The sequence below is a fragment of the Sphingomonas sp. MS122 genome (genome assembly GCF_049532975.1).
GTDB lineage: Bacteria > Pseudomonadota > Alphaproteobacteria > Sphingomonadales > Sphingomonadaceae > Sphingomonas.
Map to the genome: position 1 here is coordinate 2136218 of NZ_CP186695.1, position 16327 is coordinate 2152544.

16 protein-coding genes are annotated in these 16327 nt (G+C 69.0%); 6 read left to right on the forward strand and 10 right to left on the reverse strand.

Translation table 11 applies throughout. The features are described 5' to 3' along the window. Positions 1 to 122 precede the first annotated feature (122 nt). Positions 123 to 623: a glycine zipper 2TM domain-containing protein gene (locus tag ACO227_RS10200; RefSeq protein WP_423601736.1), complete on the reverse strand. Its 501-nt coding sequence runs from the start codon at positions 621 to 623 to the stop codon at positions 123 to 125. A 79-nt stretch (positions 624 to 702) separates the two neighbouring features. Beyond that, positions 703 to 1302, reverse strand: coding sequence for a TIGR02466 family protein (locus ACO227_RS10205; protein ID WP_423601737.1), 600 nt, complete (start codon positions 1300 to 1302; stop codon positions 703 to 705). Positions 1303 to 1402: 100 nt separating this feature from the next. Here ACO227_RS10205 and ACO227_RS10210 point away from each other — a divergent pair, with 100 nt between their 5' ends. Then, the gene (locus ACO227_RS10210; protein ID WP_423601738.1) at positions 1403 to 1939 is read left to right on the forward strand and encodes a hypothetical protein; all 537 of its coding nucleotides are present in this window, start codon (positions 1403 to 1405) and stop codon (positions 1937 to 1939) included. A 143-nt stretch (positions 1940 to 2082) separates the two neighbouring features. Continuing rightward, positions 2083 to 3057: a transferrin-binding protein-like solute binding protein gene (locus tag ACO227_RS10215; RefSeq protein WP_423601739.1), complete on the forward strand. Its 975-nt coding sequence runs from the start codon at positions 2083 to 2085 to the stop codon at positions 3055 to 3057. Positions 3058 to 3114: 57 nt separating this feature from the next. On the opposite strand, the gene pth is transcribed toward ACO227_RS10215, so the two are convergent. The 3 genes from pth to ACO227_RS10230 form a co-directional block, all read right to left on the reverse strand. After that, positions 3115 to 3690, reverse strand: a complete 576-nt coding sequence (pth, locus tag ACO227_RS10220; RefSeq protein WP_423601740.1) for an aminoacyl-tRNA hydrolase — start codon at positions 3688 to 3690, stop codon at positions 3115 to 3117. A 78-nt stretch (positions 3691 to 3768) separates the two neighbouring features. Then, positions 3769 to 4476: a 50S ribosomal protein L25/general stress protein Ctc gene (locus ACO227_RS10225; RefSeq protein WP_423601741.1), complete on the reverse strand. Its 708-nt coding sequence runs from the start codon at positions 4474 to 4476 to the stop codon at positions 3769 to 3771. Positions 4477 to 4588: 112 nt separating this feature from the next. Next, positions 4589 to 5434 (reverse strand): TraB/GumN family protein, encoded by an 846-nt coding sequence (locus ACO227_RS10230; protein ID WP_423601742.1) that lies wholly within the window; start codon positions 5432 to 5434, stop codon positions 4589 to 4591. A gap of 110 nt (positions 5435 to 5544) precedes the next feature. On the opposite strand from ACO227_RS10230, the gene ACO227_RS10235 reads away from it, so the two are divergent. The 4 genes from ACO227_RS10235 to ACO227_RS10250 all read left to right on the forward strand — a co-directional run bounded on the left by ACO227_RS10235 (position 5545) and on the right by ACO227_RS10250 (position 11995). After that, positions 5545 to 6426: a glycine--tRNA ligase subunit alpha gene (locus ACO227_RS10235; protein WP_423601743.1), complete on the forward strand. Its 882-nt coding sequence runs from the start codon at positions 5545 to 5547 to the stop codon at positions 6424 to 6426. After that, complete coding sequence (glyS, locus tag ACO227_RS10240; RefSeq protein ID WP_423601744.1) at positions 6423 to 8624, forward strand: glycine--tRNA ligase subunit beta; 2202 nt, start codon at positions 6423 to 6425, stop codon at positions 8622 to 8624. Before ACO227_RS10235 ends, glyS begins: the two co-directional genes overlap by 4 nt. A 156-nt stretch (positions 8625 to 8780) precedes the next feature. Beyond that, the gene (gene ppdK / locus ACO227_RS10245; RefSeq protein ID WP_423601745.1) at positions 8781 to 11447 is read left to right on the forward strand and encodes a pyruvate, phosphate dikinase; all 2667 of its coding nucleotides are present in this window, start codon (positions 8781 to 8783) and stop codon (positions 11445 to 11447) included. Positions 11448 to 11497: 50 nt separating this feature from the next. Then, entirely contained in the window at positions 11498 to 11995 is a 498-nt protein-coding gene (locus ACO227_RS10250) for a hypothetical protein (RefSeq protein WP_423601746.1), read from the forward strand. Here the strand turns inward: ACO227_RS10250 and ACO227_RS10255 are convergent. From ACO227_RS10255 to ACO227_RS10275, 5 genes are all read right to left on the reverse strand, one after another. Then, positions 11992 to 12267: a hypothetical protein gene (locus tag ACO227_RS10255; RefSeq protein WP_423601747.1), complete on the reverse strand. Its 276-nt coding sequence runs from the start codon at positions 12265 to 12267 to the stop codon at positions 11992 to 11994. The genes ACO227_RS10250 and ACO227_RS10255 overlap by 4 nt on opposite strands. A gap of 79 nt (positions 12268 to 12346) precedes the next feature. After that, positions 12347 to 13345 (reverse strand): type II secretion system F family protein, encoded by a 999-nt coding sequence (locus ACO227_RS10260; protein WP_423601748.1) that lies wholly within the window; start codon positions 13343 to 13345, stop codon positions 12347 to 12349. A 4-nt stretch (positions 13346 to 13349) separates the two neighbouring features. Next, positions 13350 to 14327: a type II secretion system F family protein gene (locus ACO227_RS10265; protein ID WP_423601749.1), complete on the reverse strand. Its 978-nt coding sequence runs from the start codon at positions 14325 to 14327 to the stop codon at positions 13350 to 13352. A 45-nt stretch (positions 14328 to 14372) separates the two neighbouring features. Next, a complete protein-coding gene (locus ACO227_RS10270; protein WP_423601750.1) occupies positions 14373 to 15680 on the reverse strand; it encodes an AAA family ATPase in 1308 nt (435 codons plus the stop codon). Further along, positions 15677 to 16318 carry a CpaD family pilus assembly protein gene (locus ACO227_RS10275; RefSeq protein WP_423601751.1) on the reverse strand — a complete coding sequence of 214 codons (642 nt, stop codon included), beginning with the start codon at positions 16316 to 16318 and terminating at the stop codon, positions 15677 to 15679. Before ACO227_RS10275 ends, ACO227_RS10270 begins: the two co-directional genes overlap by 4 nt. Between the last annotated feature and the right edge of the window lie 9 nt (positions 16319 to 16327).

Consider the following 16327-nt stretch of genomic DNA (forward strand, 5'->3'; position numbering starts at 1 on the left):
TCCTGTCCCGCCCTTGCCGCATGAGACCCCAGCTTTTGCTGGGGTGACGATGAAGGGCGGGGCGGCGATAAGGGCCCGCCGGTGGCGGGACCGGCGGGCCAATTCGCGTCGCTACGATTCGATCAGCGGCAGCGCACGTTGCCGCGATCGATCTCGCGGCCGAGCACCGCACCGCCGGCGCCGCCCAAGATCACCCCGAGCAGGTCGCCATTGCCGATCGCGCCGCCCAGGATGCCGCCCAGCGCCGCGCCGACCACCAGGCCGGTGGTGCCGTCGTTGCGGCGGCAATAATAGCGCCCGTCGCGGCCGCGATAGATGCGGTCCTCGCGGCTCAGGCGGCGCTCGCGATAATTGCCGTTGCGGTAGTTGTCGTACGGATCCCAGCGGCGGTCGCTGCGGTCGCCATACCAGCGATAGTCGCCGCGGCGCCGGTCCCGATAGCCGTCGCGGTCGCGATAACCGTCGCGGTCTCGCCAGTCGCCCCGGCGCTCATTATATTCGCGGTCGCGCTCGCGCTCGCGCTCTTCCCAGCTCTGCGCGTGCGCCGTGCCCGACAGAACGGGCGCGGAGACGGCGGGGATGGCGAGCGAGAGCGCAAGCAATGTGGTCAAACCCTTGCGCATGACAAATCTCCTGAGGACTAAGCAGGTAAATCGTATCACTTGCGCAATGGTTCCCGAAAATCCGGCGATCCGATGCGATTTATCGGTAGTTGAAGCTGATGCTCACCCGCTCCGCCCTGGCGGTGCCCGCCACCACTTCGTGCCGCAGCCAGCTTTCCCACAGGAAGATCGTGCCCGGGGCGGGCTGGGCATAGACGAAGGTCTGGAGATCCTCGGACGCGTCGGGCCGGCGCGGGGGCGCGGCCATCATCAGCGGCAGGCGCGGATCCTCGAGCTTGAGCGTGCCGGCGCCCGGCGGAATATCGACATAGAGCGTGCCCGAGATGATGCTGTGCGGGTGGATGTGCCCCGAATGCGTGCCGCCGGGCTTGAGGATGTTGACCCACAGGCTGTCGAGCCTGGGCTTGCGCGCCAGGTCGAACGCGCATTCCTTCGCGAAGCGCGCGGCGTGGCGGTTGAGGTGGCGGATGAGATCGGCGAAGCGCGGATCGCGCGCGGGCAGGTCGTCGAGCGAGGCGTAGGAGGTGTAGCCGCGATAGCCATGCGCCTTCGACCAGGCCTGGCCGGCGCGATCCTGCGCGGCGAGGTCGCGGCAGGCGTCACCGAGCTCGGCGAGCAGCGCGTCGTCGTCGAGCGCGGTCTGCGAGAAGCGCGTGGCGAACAGGGAACGGATCGTCATGCCCTCCGCACAGCACGCGCGCGCCGGTGGCGCAAGCCGCGTCAGGTTGACACCCCCGTTCCGGACGGCAAAGTCGCGCGATCAAATCGGAAGGAAGTCCATGAATCGCATCGCAATCCTGGCGCCGCTGGCGCTCGTCGCACTGGCCGGCTGCGGCGACCAAGCGGCGAGGGAAAAGGCCGCGGCGGAGGCCAGGGCCAAGGCGGTGGCGGCCGAGAAGGCCAAGCTGCTGGACGACGCGCTCGCGCTCAACACGCGCTGCCATGCCGCGATCACCTGGCAGGCGAAGTTCCTCGACAGCCCGGTGCCGCGCTCGATCACCGGCGGCGCGGCGCCGTTCCTCGACTATTACCGCACGATGATCGCGAACAAGCTGGGCGACCAGGTGATTCCCGCGCAGCCGCCAAAGCCCGAGCTGTCCCGGGCCAATCTCGACGCCTATCTCGCCTGGTCCGCGAACGACCAGATCGAGAACGGCTTCGCCAAGGGCGACCGCGCGCAGGGACAGGCGACCTTTGCGACCTGCGTCCAGAGCGCGGCCGAGTTCGGCACGGGCACGATGGCCAAGCTCAGCCCGGCGGAACGCCTCGGCCGCATCAACGAACTGCGGCAGATCATGGCGGCGACGGGGAACTGACGAACCGCGGCCAATTGCGGCCTTCCGTTTCCGTCTCCGTCACGCTACCGGAGGACGCACGCAACCCTTGCGGGCACATGCCCGTTCATCCGCGGTAAAGGCAAAAAGCGCCTTGCAGATGGGCAAGTAACAGGAGTCGAAGCATGATTCGCCGTTCCATTCTGATCGCCAGCACCGCCGTGGCGCTGACTGTCGCCGGATGCGGCGGCAACGATCCCTCGCCGACCCCGTCGCCGTCGCCGACTCCGACGCCGAGCCCGTCGCCTTCGCCGATCAGCTATTCGAGCTTCCCGCTCACCGCGGCGGTCGAGATGTTCACGGTCAGCGCCGCGATGAGCTACACCGGCGATCCCGCCGGCCCGGTCACGCTCGGCACCGCCGGCACCGACGGCTTCTCGAACCGCGTGCGCCTCGCGCTGCAGAGCGCGCTCACCTCGACCATGACGACCGAGGAAGTGGTGCGCGAGAACACCGAGGAATCGCGCTTCACCGGTCCGGACATGCTCACCGGCCCGACGCCCGCGGCGCTCGAATATGTGTTCCGCGAGAGCACCGCGCCGACCACGCCGGGCCAGTTCACCCAGCTCGAGCTGCTCAACAACACGATCGCGAGCCAGGTCACCACCGATCCGCTGCTCGGGACGCTGACGCGCGTCAGCTACGGCGCCTGGTGGCGAGGCGACAGCACGGCCGGCGCCAAGCGCGTGACCTATGGCACCTTCGGCTATCCGACCGTGCCGAGCGACATGCCGACCACCGGCACGGTCAACTACACGATGCGCGTCGCCGGCCGCGTGGTGATCTCGCCCGCCGCCGGGGCGAGCACCGTCGCGAAGCTCGACGGCACGGTGACCACCTCGATCAACTATGCCACCGGCCTCGTCACCGTCACGCTCAACCTCACCCAGGGCGGCGCGGCGTACGGCACCTTCACCGGCACCGGCGCGATCGCGGCGGGCAACAACCAGTTCACCGGCAGCTTCGGCCCGGGCAGCACCGCGGGCGGCACCTTCCAGGGCCTGGCCTATGGCCCGCAGGCGGCCGAGCTCGGCATCAGCTTCGCGATCACCGGCACCGACAGCCGTGCGGTCGGCGTGCTGGTCGGCAAGAAGAGCTGACCCGTCGCGACGGACGATCGGAAAGGCCGGGTTCACGCCCGGCCTTTTCTTTTGAGGTCAGGGCGCCTGGTGCAGCCGCAGCGCGACGTCGCTCATGAAGCGCGCGTCGTCGCCCCGGGCGAGCCACTCCGCCTCGGCCGCGATCGCGCCGAGCAGGTCGGAGAGCGGCTCGATCTCGCTCTTGGCGTAATTGCCGAGGACATAGCCGGTCACCCGGTCCTTGTGCCCGGGATGGCCGATGCCGATGCGCACGCGGCGGAACTCGGGCCCGAGATGCTGGATCGCGCTGCGGATGCCGTTCTGCCCCGCCGCGCCGCCGCCGCGCTTCACCTTGACCTTGAACGGGGCGAGGTCGAGCTCGTCGTGGAAGACGGTGACGTCGGCCTCGCCGAGCTTGTAGAAGTCGAGCGCTGCGCGGATCGAGCGGCCGCTCTCGTTCATATAGGTCGCGGGCTTGAGCAGCAGGATCTTCTCGCCGCCGACGCGGCCCTCCTGCAGCCAGCCCTGGAACTTCTTCGCGGGCGGGGTGAAGCCGTGCACCTCGGCGATCGCGTCCGCGGCCATGAAGCCGACATTGTGCCGGTTCATCGCATATTGCGGACCGGGATTTCCGAGGCCGACCCAGAGCTGCATCGCGGTTCCCAAAATGAAGATCGCCCCCGCACAAGGGTGCGGAGGCGATCTAGATCATCCCCGAATGAGACGAAAGGCTTACTCGGCGTCGGTCGGGCCGGCGGTCTCGGCCGGCGCGGCCTCATCGGCCGGGGTCTCGCCTTCGGCCGCGGCCTCGCCCTCGGCGACGGCTTCAGCGGCTTCCGCCTCGGCCGCTTCCGCTTCCTCGGCCTTGAGCGCCGACGGGGCGACGATCGTCGCGATGGTGAAGTCGCGGTCCTCGATCGCGCTCTCGACGCCCTTGGGCAGGGTGACGGCCGAGATGTGCAGCGAATCGCCCACGTCCATGCCGTTCAGCGACACGGTGATCTCGCTCGGGATATGGGCCGCGTCGCAGACCACTTCCAGCTCGTGGCGGACGATGTTGAGCACGCCGCCCTTCTCGAGGCCCGGCGAAGCTTCCTCGTCGGCGAACACGACGGGGACGTTGACGGTCACCTTGGCGTGCTCGGAGATGCGCAGGAAATCGACATGAACCGGGCGGTCGGTCACGACGTCGAGCGCGGCATCCTTGGCGAGGGTGCGGACCGGCTTGCCGCCGGCGCCCTCGATCATGATGACCGAGTTGAAGAAGTGGCCGGTGTTCAGCGCCTTGACGAGCGCGCGCTCCTCAAGGTGGATGCTCAGCGGTTCCTGATTGTTGCCGTAGATCACGGCGGGGACGCGGCCTTCACGACGAAGCGCACGGGAGGCTCCCTTGCCAACCCGGTCGCGCGTCTCGGCCGACAGCGTAAGCGTGTCGCTCATGTGTCGAATTCCTGTGCGCTAAATGGTTTCATCTTCGACCAGGCCTCCAGGGATGACCCTGATCGAAGCGCGCGCCTATAGGGGAGGGTGGGGGGAAAGTCCACCCCGGGCGCTAATAGGCGACCCGCTCGGCCTTCAGCCCCTTTTCGGCGAGCAGCGCCTGCACGCTGCCCTTGCCCGCGAGATGCCCCGCGCCGACCGCGACGAACACCGTGCCGGGCCGGCCCATGCGCGCCGCGACCCAGTCCGCCCAGCGCGCGTTGCGCCGCGCGACCAGCGTCTCGGCGACCTCGGGCGAGGCCTGCGCGACGCGGTTCATCTCCGCGCCCACCGTCTCCGCGTCGCCCGCGCCCCAGGCATCGACGAAGCGCGCCAGCCGGGTGCCGGCGTCGGGCAGCTCCTTGACCGTGGCGTCGAGCATCGCGCTCTGCGCCGCGCCGGAGAGGCCGTCGAACAGCATCAGCTGCGCGCGTGCGGATTCGAGCGCCTTGACCGGCTTGCCGGCGCGCTCCGCCGCGCTGGACAGCGCCGCCTCGACCCCGTCCTCGGTGCCGTATCCGGCCTTCGCCGCCGCGAGCTGGCTCAGCGTCAGCGCGGCGAGCCATGGCTCCATCCGGTCGATCGCGCCCCTGGCCATGCCGAGCTTCTGCGCGGCCGCGTCGACCTCGGGTGCGAAGGGCGGGCCGCCGCGCGTGCCGAGCTGCGCGGTTAGCGCGGCGATCGCCCGGGGATCGGGCCTGGCGATCTCCAGCACCACCTCGTCGCTCGCGTCGAAGGCGGTGCGCACCCCCTCGTCGAACCAGCGCGTGCCGGGCTTCAGCACATGCACCGTGCCGAACAGGTAGACGGTGGTGTCCGCATCCTTGACCACCCACAAGGCCGGGTCGGCATCGCTGCCGAGGATCGAGCAACCGGAGAGGAGGAGGGCGGCGAGGGCGGGAAGGGTGCGCTTGAGCATCCTGCGCTTCCAAGCCGATCCCTCGCGCCGCCGTCAACCACCGCGCGGTTAACCAGTGCGAGCGCTTGCGGTTGACCGTGCACCGCCCCTGCGCCAAAGCGCGGGCCCATATGACCACGCCGCTCAGCTTCCAGGGCATGATCCTCAAGCTCCACGATTACTGGAGCCAGCGGGGCTGCCTGATCCTCCAGCCCTATGACATGCGCATGGGCGCGGGCACCTTCCACACCGCGACCACGCTGCGCGCGCTGGGGCCGGACCCGTGGAACGCGGCGTTCGTCCAGCCGTGTCGCCGCCCGACCGACGGCCGCTATGGCGAGAACCCCAACCGGCTGCAGCATTACTACCAGTATCAGGTGATCCTGAAGCCGAGTCCGCCCGACCTGCAGGAGCTGTATCTCGGCTCGCTGGCGGCGATCGGGATCGACTTCACCAGGCACGACATCCGCTTCGTCGAGGATGACTGGGAATCGCCGACGCTGGGCGCCTGGGGCCTGGGCTGGGAAGTGTGGTGCGACGGGATGGAGGTGACCCAGTTCACCTATTTCCAGCAGATGGGCGGATTCGACTGCAAGCCGGTGTCGGGCGAGCTGACCTATGGGCTCGAGCGGCTGGCGATGTACATCCAGAACAAGGACAGCGTGTACGACCTCGCGTTCAACGACGCGCAGGGCGACAAGCCGGCCTTCACCTATGGCGACGTCTTCCTCGAGAACGAGAAGCAGATGTCGAAGTGGAACTTCGAGATCGCCGATACCGAGACTTTGTTCGACCTGTTCCGCAAGGCCGCGGCCGAGTGCGAGAACTGCCTGGGCGCCGGGCTGCCGATCCCGGCGTACGAGCAGGCGATCGAGGCGAGCCATATCTTCAACCTGCTCAACGCCCGCGGGGTGATCTCGGTCGCCGAGCGGCAGGCCTATATCGGGCGGGTGCGCGACCTGGCGAAGGGTTCGTGCGCGGCGTGGATGGAGAAGAACGGGTGGGCGGCGTGAGCGATTTCCTCCTCGAACTCCGCTCCGAAGAAATCCCCGCGCGGATGCAGGACAAGGCGCGGGAAGACCTTGCGCGCCTGTTCGCGGCCGAGCTGGACAAGGCTGGCCTCAAGGCGGCCGAGCTGGTCACCTATGCCACCCCGCGCCGCCTCGCGCTGATCGCGCGTGGCCTGCCCGCGCAAACCGAGGCGGTGAGCGAGGAGACCAAGGGGCCGCGCGTCGGCGCGCCGCCGCAGGCGCTCGAAGGGTTCCTGCGCAAGGCCGGGCTGACGCAGGACCAGCTGGTCGAGCGCGATGGCGTCTATTTCGCGGTGATCGACAAACCCGGCCGCGCCACCGCCGAGGTGCTGGCCGAGGCGATCCCCGCGATCGTCCGCGCCTTCCCTTGGCCCAAGTCGATGCGCTGGGGCGAGGCGTCGCTGTCGACCGAGAGCTTGCGCTGGGTGCGCCCGCTTCAAGGGATCGTCGCGCTGTTCGGTGACGAGGTGGTCGAGTTCGAGGTTGCGGGCGTCCGTTCGGGCGCGGCGACGGTGGGGCATCGCTTCCACCATCCCGGCACGATCACGATCGGATCGGCGGCGGACTATGTCGAGAAATTGCGCGCCTGCCATGTCGTGGTCGACCAGGCCGAGCGCCGCAACATCATCGCGCTCGGCGCCAAGATGGCGGCGCAGAAAGCCGGCCTCACGCTGATCGAGGACGAGGGGCTGCTGATCGAGAATGCCGGCCTCACCGAATGGCCGGTGCCGCTGCTCGGCCGCTTCGACGAGGCATTTTTGGATGTACCGCCCGAGGTGATCCAGCTGACGGCGCGCGTGAACCAGAAGTATTTCGTGTGCAGCGATGCGAGCGGGAAGTTGGCCAACGCGTTCGTCTGCACCGCGAACATCGACGCGACCGATGGCGGCGCCAAGATCGTCGAAGGCAACCAGAAGGTGCTCGCGGCGCGGCTGAGCGATGCGCGGTTCTTCTACGAGACGGACCTCAAGGTGCCGCTCGAGAACCGCCTGCCGCAGCTCGAATCGATGCTGTTCTACGAGGGCATGGGCACGCTGCGCGCCAAGGCCGAACGGATCGCCGCGCTCGCCGAGTTCATCTGCACCCATTATTTTCCCGAACGGGATCCTGCGACCGCGCGCCGCGCTGGCTTGCTCGCCAAGGCGGACCTGGCGACTGGCATGGTCGGCGAGTTCCCCGAGCTGCAAGGCATCATGGGGGGCTATTATGCCGAAGCGGCGGGCGAAAAGCCCGGCATCGTCGCGGCACTGAACCAGCAATATGTTGCGGCAGTCGAGGGCTGTATACCGGCCTGCGTCGCGCTGGCCGATCGTATCGATTCGCTAGCCGCCTTCTTTGCGCAAGGCATCCGTCCGACTGGCTCGAAGGATCCGTTCGCGCTGCGCCGCGCCGCGCTGCAGACGATTCAGACGATCCTCGTCAACGGCACGCGCATCGATCTCAAGCGGGTATTCGCCCAGGCGGTGCTCGGTCTCGGCGCGCCCGGTGAGGAAGGGGCTGTCGGGCCCGATCTCGATCCGACCGAACTTCTCGACTTCTTCGCCGACCGCCTCAAGGTCCAACAGCGCGAGGCTGGCGTCCGCCACGACCTGATCGATGCGGTGTTCGCGCTCGGCGGGGAGGACGATCTCGTCCGGCTGCTCTCGCGCGTGCATGCGCTGCAGGCGTTCATGGCGACCGACGATGGCGCCAACCTGCTCGCAGGGTACAAGCGTGCGGCGAATATCCTCAAGAAAGAGGGGTACGCAGCCTCCGACACCGCCGGTCATCCCGGCCCTGTGCCGGGATCCACCGCGCCGCAGGCGACGGCATCGCGGGAGGAGGGCTGGACCCCGGAACAAGTCCGGGGTGACGAAGTAGCTGGGGTGGAGCAAGCGCCGCGGGAGGCCCCTGCCTTCGCAGGGGCGACGGCATTGGGATATGCGCCCGAACCCGCCGAGGCGGCGCTGATCGCGGCGCTCGATGCGGCGGAGCCCAAGGCGGCCGCCGCCGTCGAGTCCGAGCAGTTCGAGGCCGCGATGGCCGCGCTCGCCACGCTGCGCTCGCCGATCGACGCCTTCTTCACCGACGTCACGGTCAACGACGCCGATCCGGCCAAGCGCGAGTCCCGGCTCGCGCTGCTCGCGCGGATGCGCGACGCGGTCCATCGCGTCGCCGATTTCGGCAAGATCGAGGGCTGAGCGCAGGGCGGCGCGCGCCAGCATCGCCTTGTCCACTTTTGTCCCGCCCAAGCAAATCTTAGTCGCTGACAGCGCTGGACAGCCTCTTTCCCCGCCTTCGCACCTGCGGTAGGCGCGGCGGAAAGCGCCGGGGAGGGCGTCAGCGAAGGGGTTGGAATGACTCGATATGTGTACCGCTTCGGCGGCGGCGTCGACGACGGCGGCAAGCAGGACAAGAATCTGCTCGGCGGCAAGGGCGCGAATCTCGACGGCATGGCCGGAATCGGCCTCCCGGTCCCTCCGGGCTTCACCATCTCCACCCCGGTCTGCGCGCTCTATTACGAGCAGGGCGAAAGCTTTCCCGACAGCCTGAAGGCCGAGGTCGCGACCGGCGTCGCGCATATCGAGGCGGTGACCGGCAAGACGTTCGGCGACGCGGCGGACCCGCTGCTGGTCTCGGTCCGCTCGGGCGCGCGGGTGTCGATGCCGGGGATGATGGACACCGTCCTCAACCTCGGCCTCAACGATGCGACCGTGCAGGGGCTCGCCGCCACCTCGGGCGACGAACGCTTCGCGTGGGACAGCTATCGCCGCTTCATCCAGATGTATTCGGACGTGGTGCTCGGGCTCGACCATGGCCGGTTCGAGGAAGCGCTGGAGATCGCCAAGGAGGACCGCGGCTATTTCCTCGATACCGAGATGACCGCCAGGGACTGGCAGGCGCTGGTCGCGGAGTACAAGGCGCTGGTGGTGGAGCTGTGGGACGGCAAGGCCTTCCCGCAGGACGTGCACGACCAGTTGTGGGGCGCGATCGGCGCGGTGTTCGGATCGTGGCAGTCGGAGCGGGCGAAGGTCTATCGCCGCCTCAACGACATTCCCGGCGACTGGGGCACCGCGGTCAACGTCCAGGCGATGGTGTTCGGCAACATGGGCGACACGTCTGCGACCGGCGTCGCCTTCACCCGCGACCCCTCGACCGGCGAGAACGCCTATTATGGCGAGTTCCTGATCAACGCGCAGGGCGAGGACGTGGTGGCGGGCATCCGCACGCCGCAGTACCTGACGAAGACCGCGCGCGAGGCGGCCGGGGCCAAGCCCGCCTCGATGGAAGAGGCGATGCCGGAGACCTATGCCGAGCTCGCCCGCGTCTTCGACCTGCTCGAGCGCCACTATCGCGACATGCAGGACATCGAGTTCACGGTGCAGCAGGGCAAATTGTGGATGCTGCAGACTCGATCGGGCAAGCGCACCGCCAAGGCCGCGCTCAAGATCGCGGTGGACATGGCCAATGAGGGGCTGATCACGCGCGAGGAAGCGATCGCGCGCGTCGATCCGGCGGCGCTCGACCAGCTGCTCCACCCGACGCTCGACCCCGATGCGCCGCGCGACGTGCTGACCAAGGGCCTGCCGGCCTCGCCCGGCGCGGCATCGGGCAAGGTGGTGTTCGACGCCGATGCCGCCGAGCGCGCGGCGGCGAACGGCGAGGCGGTGATCCTCGTCCGTGTGGAGACCAGCCCCGAGGACATCCACGGCATGCACGCCGCCAAGGGCATCCTGACCGCGCGCGGCGGGATGACCAGCCACGCGGCGGTGGTGGCGCGTGGCATGGGCCGGCCGTGCGTCTCGGGCGCCGGGACGCTGTCGATCAAGGGCGAGGAAGGCGTGATGCGGGTCGGTACCCGCGAAGTGAAGGAAGGCGAGATCGTCACGATCGACGGCTCGACCGGCGAGGTGATGGTGGGCGAGGTGCCGACGATCCAGCCCGAGCTCGCCGGCGATTTCGGCACGCTGATGGAATGGGCCGACGGCGTGCGCCGCCTCAAGGTGCGCACCAACGCCGAGACTCCCCTCGACTGCCGCACCGCGCGCGAGTTCGGCGCCGAGGGGATCGGGCTGTGCCGCACCGAGCACATGTTCTTCGACGCCGCGCGGATCACCGCGGTGCGCCAGATGATCCTCGCGGCCGACGAGAAGGGCCGCCGCGCCGCGCTCGACAAGCTGCTGCCCGAGCAGCGCAAGGACTTTGCCGAGATCTTCGAAGTGATGGCGGGGCTGCCCTGCACGATCCGCCTGCTCGACCCGCCGCTGCACGAGTTCCTGCCGCACGAGGAGGCCGAGTTCGCCGAGGTCGCGCAGGCCGCCGGGCTCGACGTCGAGACGCTGCGCCGCCGCGCCGCCGAGCTGCACGAGTTCAACCCGATGCTCGGCCATCGCGGCTGCCGCCTCGGCGTCACCTATCCCGAGATCTACGAGATGCAGGCGCGCGCGATCTTCGAAGCGGCGTGCGAGGTGGCGGAGAAGTCAGGCGCCGCACCGGTGCCCGAGGTAATGATCCCGCTGGTCGCGACCAAGCGCGAGCTCGAGCTGATGAAGGCGGTGGTCGACAAGGCGGCGCAGGCTGTGTTCGCCGAGAAGGGCCGCACGATCGACTATCTCGTCGGCACGATGATCGAGCTGCCGCGCGCGGCGCTGCGGGCGGGGGAGATCGCCGAGGCGGGGGCGTTCTTCTCGTTCGGTACCAACGACCTGACGCAGACCACGCTCGGCGTCAGCCGCGACGATGCCGGGCGGTTCCTCACCACCTATGTCGAGAAGGGCATCTATGCCCGCGACCCGTTCGTCTCGATCGATGTCGAGGGCGTGGGCGAGCTGATCGGCCTCGCCGCCGAGCGCGGTCGGGCGACGCGGCCGGACATCAAGCTCGGCATCTGCGGCGAGCATGGCGGCGATCCCGCCTCGATCGCGTTCTGCGAGGCGACGGGGCTCGACTATGTGTCGGCATCGCCCTATCGCGTGCCGATCGCGCGGCTGGCCGCGGCGCAGGCGGCGCTCAAGAGCAGGTGACCGGCGTGGCGGGACAAGCGAGCGCGGTGGCCCTGAATCCGCGCCCGGAAATGAATCCCGTCGACCGTCTCAACGCCGAACTGTTGCGTGGCCGCACCGCCACCGAGGTGCTCGAGGCGCGCTGCGCGGCGCTGGGCCTCGCCGACGTGCCGCGCGTGCATGCGCAGGTGCGCCGCGACCGGCTGGTGGCGGGCGAGGGGGCCGCGCGCCGCCGGCTCGACGCCGAAGGCGAGCGGCTCGGCTATCGCCGCGTCTACCTGATGTGCGGCGAGCATGTGCTGTCGGAGGCGCTCAACTGGTATGTCGCCGGCCGTCTCACCCCGGCGATGAATGAGGCGCTCGAGACCAGCGACGTGCCGTTCGGCCGCGTGATACTGCCGCTTGGGCCCAGCCGGCGCACCGTCTCGACCCGCGTGCTGTGGGACGGCAACGGCGCGGCGCCGGCGACGGTGCTGCGCCATCGCGCGCTGGTGATCGACGGGCAGGGGCGGCCGCTGGCCGAGGTGATCGAGAATTATCGCGCGGTGCTGGTGACCGGCACCGGCTAGCCCTTGGGGGCGTCGGCGTCCTCGGTTTCCGGTTGCGGCGCAGCGGTTTCATCCGCCGCGCCGTCGCGCTCCCGCTCGAGCTGGCGGATGCGATCGCGCGCCTTGACCAGCGCCTTCTCCATCTCGCGCTTGTACTTGGCGACGATCACCTCGCGCTCGCGGAACCGCTTCCGGAGCTGGCGGCTCTGCGGGCTGAAGGCGATTCCGAACAGCCAGCCGGCCAGCAGCGCGGCGGCGAGCAGGACCCAGCCAAAGGGCGATGTGAAGGGCATCGACGAGCCTTTCTGGCAGGAACCGTAATCGTTTAGCCGCCGATGCCGGCCAGCGCCAGTGGCGCGTCCGGGATAGCGGCTAACCGGTCATCAGCGCATCGTTGATCGAGCAGGCGGCGGGGCCGAGGATCACGACGAACAGCACCGGCAGGATGAACAGGATCAGCGGCACGGTCATGATCGCGGGCAGGCGCGCGGCCTTTTCCTCGGCGCGCATCATGCGCTCGTTGCGGAACTCGGCCGAGAGCACGCGCAGCGCCGAGGCGAGCGGGGTGCCGTATTTCTCGGTCTGGATCATGGTGGTGACGACGCCGCGGATCGAATCGAGGTCGATGCGCATCGCCATGTTCTCGAACGCCATGCGCCGGTCGGTGAGGAAGCCGAGCTCGATCGCGGTGAGCGAGAATTCCTCGCCCAGCTCGGGATAGGCCTTGCCCAGCTCCTTGGCGACGCGGCCGAACGCGGCGTCGACGGTGAGGCCGGCCTCGGCGCAGATGACCAGCAGGTCGAGCGCGTCGGGAACGCCCTTGCGGATCGCCGCGCTGCGCTTGTCGATCTTGTTCTTGAGGTAGATGTCGGGGCCTTTATAGGCCGCAATGAAGCTGCCCGCGACCAGGCCATAGGCCTTGATCGCCGACCAGTCGGCGAACAGCGAGGTGCCATAGACCAGGAACACCATCACGCCGCCGACCACGATCGGCAGCACCATGCGGCCGAAGATTACGGCATAGGCATAGTCCTTGGACCGGATGCCGGCCTGGAGCAGCTTGCGCTGCGCGACCTTGACCTGCTCGTCCTGCAGCACCTTGAGCGAGGACAGGAAGGAGCGCAGCTTGTCGGTGGTGTCGTTCTGGCGGACGAGCTTCGCGCGGCGCTTGCTGGTCGAGGCGCTGATCCCGGCCTTGAGCTGCTCGCGGCGCTCGTTGAGCGCCTTGACGCGCTTCGCCATCGGGTCGCGCACCGTGGTCGCGGCATAGATGGCGACGAGCACGCAGAACGCCGCCACGCCTGCGAGCAGGGTCGCGACATAGATGATGTCGACGCCGAGAAGGGTAGGACCGGTGGAGCTGCTCAGCATGGCATCAGATCTCGAAGCTGATCATCTTGGCCATGATGAACGCACCAAGGGCCATCCAGACGATCCCGCCGCCGCCGGCCACCATCAGCCGCTCGTCGGTGAAGAATTTCTGCATATATTCGCCGCTGATGAACCAGATCAGCACGAAGACGATGAAGGGCAGCGATCCGATGATGTAGGCCGACGCCTTCGATTCCGAGGACATCGCGCGGATCTTGAGCTTCATCTGCCCGCGCTTGCGCAGCACCTCGGCGAGGTTGGCGAGCGTCTCGGCGAGGTTGCCGCCGGTCTCGCGCTGGATCGCGATGGTGATGCAGAAGAACTGGAACTCGGGCGTGCCGAGCCGGTCCGCGGTCTCCTGCAGCGCCTGGTCGAGCGTGCGGCCGATCTTCATCTTGTCGGAGATGGCGCGGAATTCCTCGCCCACCGGCCCCTCGACCTCGGCGCCGACCACACCCATCGTCTCGGTGATGGGCAGACCCGAGCGCAGGCCGCGCACCAGCAGCTCGATCGCGTCGGGGAACTTGGCGTTGAACGAGTTGATCCGCTTCGAGATGAAGAAGCCGACCATCATGTGCGGCAGGCCGATGCCCACCGCCAGCCCGACGAGCAATGCGAGCAGGACCGGCAGGCCCTGGAACCACATCGCCGCGGTGACCACCACCGCGAGGCCCAGCGTCGCGAGGCCGTATTGCCCCACGGTCCAGCCCTTGCCGGTCATCGCCAGCCGCTTGCCGAGCAGCGCGGGATTGGGGAGGAAGCGCGCCGCCGCCTTGTCCATGTTGCTGGCGCGCGCGGTCGAGATCTTGCGCAGCTGCGCCTCGACCGCGCCGCTGCTGCCGACGCCGGTATGCCGGTCGCGCAGCGAGGTCAGCCGCCGCGCGCCCGCCTTCTCCGCCGACGGCCCGGCAAAGGCGAGAACCAGCAGCGCCAGCACCATGAAGGCGCCCCCCGCCAGCAGCATCAACGGCAGCATGTCCATGCCTTGCTCGACTCCGTACCTGCGGACCGGCGGAACGCCGGGCCGTTACGCCTTCTTCTTGGGCAGCTTGATCGAAAGGCTCGAGAGCTTGCCGAGCAGCGAGCCGCCCTTGTCCCCCGCGGCCTTGCCGGCCTTGGCGCCCTTCAGGCCCTTGCTTTCGTTGTCCTCGGCGGCAGCGTCGGTATAGGCGACGACCTTGTCCGCGATGTCGGACAGCGCGGCGAGCCCCTTGATGCCCTTGCCCGCCTCCGCGAGCGGCTTGCCGAGCTTGGCCGCCTGGACCGCGACCTTGGGCTCGAACGGGAGCGCATAGTCGATGCGGCGCTCGATCGAGCCTTCGAAGTCCTTGCGGCTGATCTCCAGCTGGCCCCCCGCGGGGACGCGGTTGGCGACCACGATCATCTGCGTGTGCGGCGCGTTCGACTTGAACCAGGAGAGGATGCGGATCGCGTCGCGCGCCGCCGCCAGCGTCAGCTCGGTCACCAGCACCGCGACCTGCACGTCGGTGATGAGGTGCGGATAGTTGACCAGCATCGTGCGCGGCAGGTCGATCACGGTGCATTCGAACGCGCCGCGGATCTCCTCCTGCAGCTGGAAGAACGCCGCGCCGTCGGTCATCACCGGCGAGTTGATCGGCGCCTCGGCCGAGAGCACCGCGAGCTTGTCCGACGCCTTGACCATCGCGCGCTCGATGAACAGCCCGTCGATGCGGCTGGGGTTTTCGATCGCGTCGGTGAGGCCGCGCCCGGGCTCGAGGTCGAGCGCGAGCGCACCGGTGCCGAAATGCACGTCGAGGTCGAGCAGCGCGGTGTTCCGCCCGCCCTTCTCGCTCAGGAGCCACGACAGCGAGGTCGCCAGGGTCGACGCGCCGACGCCGCCGCGCGTGCCGATGACGGCGACCGCGCAATGCGGCCGGTCCGTGCCCGGCTCGGCGAACTTGGGCGCGTTGAGCACCGTCTGCGCCTGCACGAACGCCTCCCGCAGCATGTCGGGATTGAGGGGCTTGAGCAGATAGTCCTGGATGCCCGAGGCGACGAGATCGCGATACAGGCGGACGTCGTTGACCTGGCCGGCGGCGATCACCACCGTGCCCGGCTCGCACACCTCGGCGAGGGCGTTGATGTCGTTGAGCGGATCGCCGCTCTCGCTGAGATCGACGAACAGCACGTTGGGGCTGGCCGAGACCGACAGCGTCTGCACCGCGTTGCGCAGCCCGCCCTTGTTGACCTTCTCCGGGTTCCAGCCCTGCTCGATCGCGATCGGGCGCAGCGCTTCGGCCGTCGCCTCGTCGCAGACAAAGGCCACGAACGGCTCGCGGTGCGCGGTGCGCGCGGGGGTGAAGGGTGCGTTCACTTGCCGCCTCCCGTGCTCTCGCTCTTCACGTTGGTGCCGCCGCCGCCGGTCGGCGTCGCCTTGCGCAACGCGTCGATCGCCTTGGAGTTGGTGGTGGTATCGGCGGTGTCGGCGCCCGGCTGGCCGCGGACCAGATCCTCGGGCCGCGCGACCATCGCCGCGAGGTTGCCGTTGACCGCGCACCCGAAATTGGAGGTGGTCGCGTTGTCGGTCTCGGGCTGCTGGGCGCGCGACCAGTCGGGGCAGCCGGGCACGCTCGCCTGCATGCGGCTGACGATCACGCGCACCGTTCCCGGCGCGATCGCGCCCGGCGTGACCGGGGCGGGGCCGGAGAGCATGATGCCGTAGCGGTTGGCTTCGACCGCCACCTCGGCGCGCGCGCCGGTGCCCGCCGGGTCGTCGACATAGATGCGGTCGCCATAAGCGAGACGCAGCGACGCCAGCCAGCCGGCGACGCGCTCGCGCTCGCCCGCGGCGAGGCCGGCGCCGTCGGTCGCGGCGTCGAACACATAGTCGGTCCGTGCGACCACCGGCTGGTGGACCGACTCGATCCCGCGATTGGGCATGGTGGTCGGACCGCAGGCCGCCAACATGGCGGCGCCGCCAGTCAGCAGCAGGATCGTGTTACGCTTCAACATTCGTTCCTC

Bases quoted from the DNA above. Each gene is read 5' to 3' on its own strand.
- ppdK (WP_423601745.1), top strand. From the start codon at position 8,781: ATGACTCGATATGTGTACCGCTTCGGCGGCGGCGTCGACGACGGCGGC.
- ACO227_RS10255 (WP_423601747.1), bottom strand. From the start codon at position 12,267: ATGCCCTTCACATCGCCCTTTGGCTGGGTCCTGCTCGCCGCCGCGCTG.
- ACO227_RS10200 (WP_423601736.1), bottom strand. From the start codon at position 623: ATGCGCAAGGGTTTGACCACATTGCTTGCGCTCTCGCTCGCCATCCCC.
- ACO227_RS10230 (WP_423601742.1), bottom strand. From the start codon at position 5,434: ATGCTCAAGCGCACCCTTCCCGCCCTCGCCGCCCTCCTCCTCTCCGGT.
- pth (WP_423601740.1), bottom strand. From the start codon at position 3,690: ATGCAGCTCTGGGTCGGCCTCGGAAATCCCGGTCCGCAATATGCGATG.
- ACO227_RS10210 (WP_423601738.1), top strand. From the start codon at position 1,403: ATGAATCGCATCGCAATCCTGGCGCCGCTGGCGCTCGTCGCACTGGCC.
- ACO227_RS10250 (WP_423601746.1), top strand. From the start codon at position 11,498: ATGAATCCCGTCGACCGTCTCAACGCCGAACTGTTGCGTGGCCGCACC.
- ACO227_RS10205 (WP_423601737.1), bottom strand. From the start codon at position 1,302: ATGACGATCCGTTCCCTGTTCGCCACGCGCTTCTCGCAGACCGCGCTC.
- ACO227_RS10215 (WP_423601739.1), top strand. From the start codon at position 2,083: ATGATTCGCCGTTCCATTCTGATCGCCAGCACCGCCGTGGCGCTGACT.
- ACO227_RS10235 (WP_423601743.1), top strand. From the start codon at position 5,545: ATGACCACGCCGCTCAGCTTCCAGGGCATGATCCTCAAGCTCCACGAT.
- ACO227_RS10275 (WP_423601751.1), bottom strand. From the start codon at position 16,318: ATGTTGAAGCGTAACACGATCCTGCTGCTGACTGGCGGCGCCGCCATG.
- ACO227_RS10265 (WP_423601749.1), bottom strand. From the start codon at position 14,327: ATGGACATGCTGCCGTTGATGCTGCTGGCGGGGGGCGCCTTCATGGTG.
- ACO227_RS10260 (WP_423601748.1), bottom strand. From the start codon at position 13,345: ATGCTGAGCAGCTCCACCGGTCCTACCCTTCTCGGCGTCGACATCATC.
- ACO227_RS10225 (WP_423601741.1), bottom strand. From the start codon at position 4,476: ATGAGCGACACGCTTACGCTGTCGGCCGAGACGCGCGACCGGGTTGGC.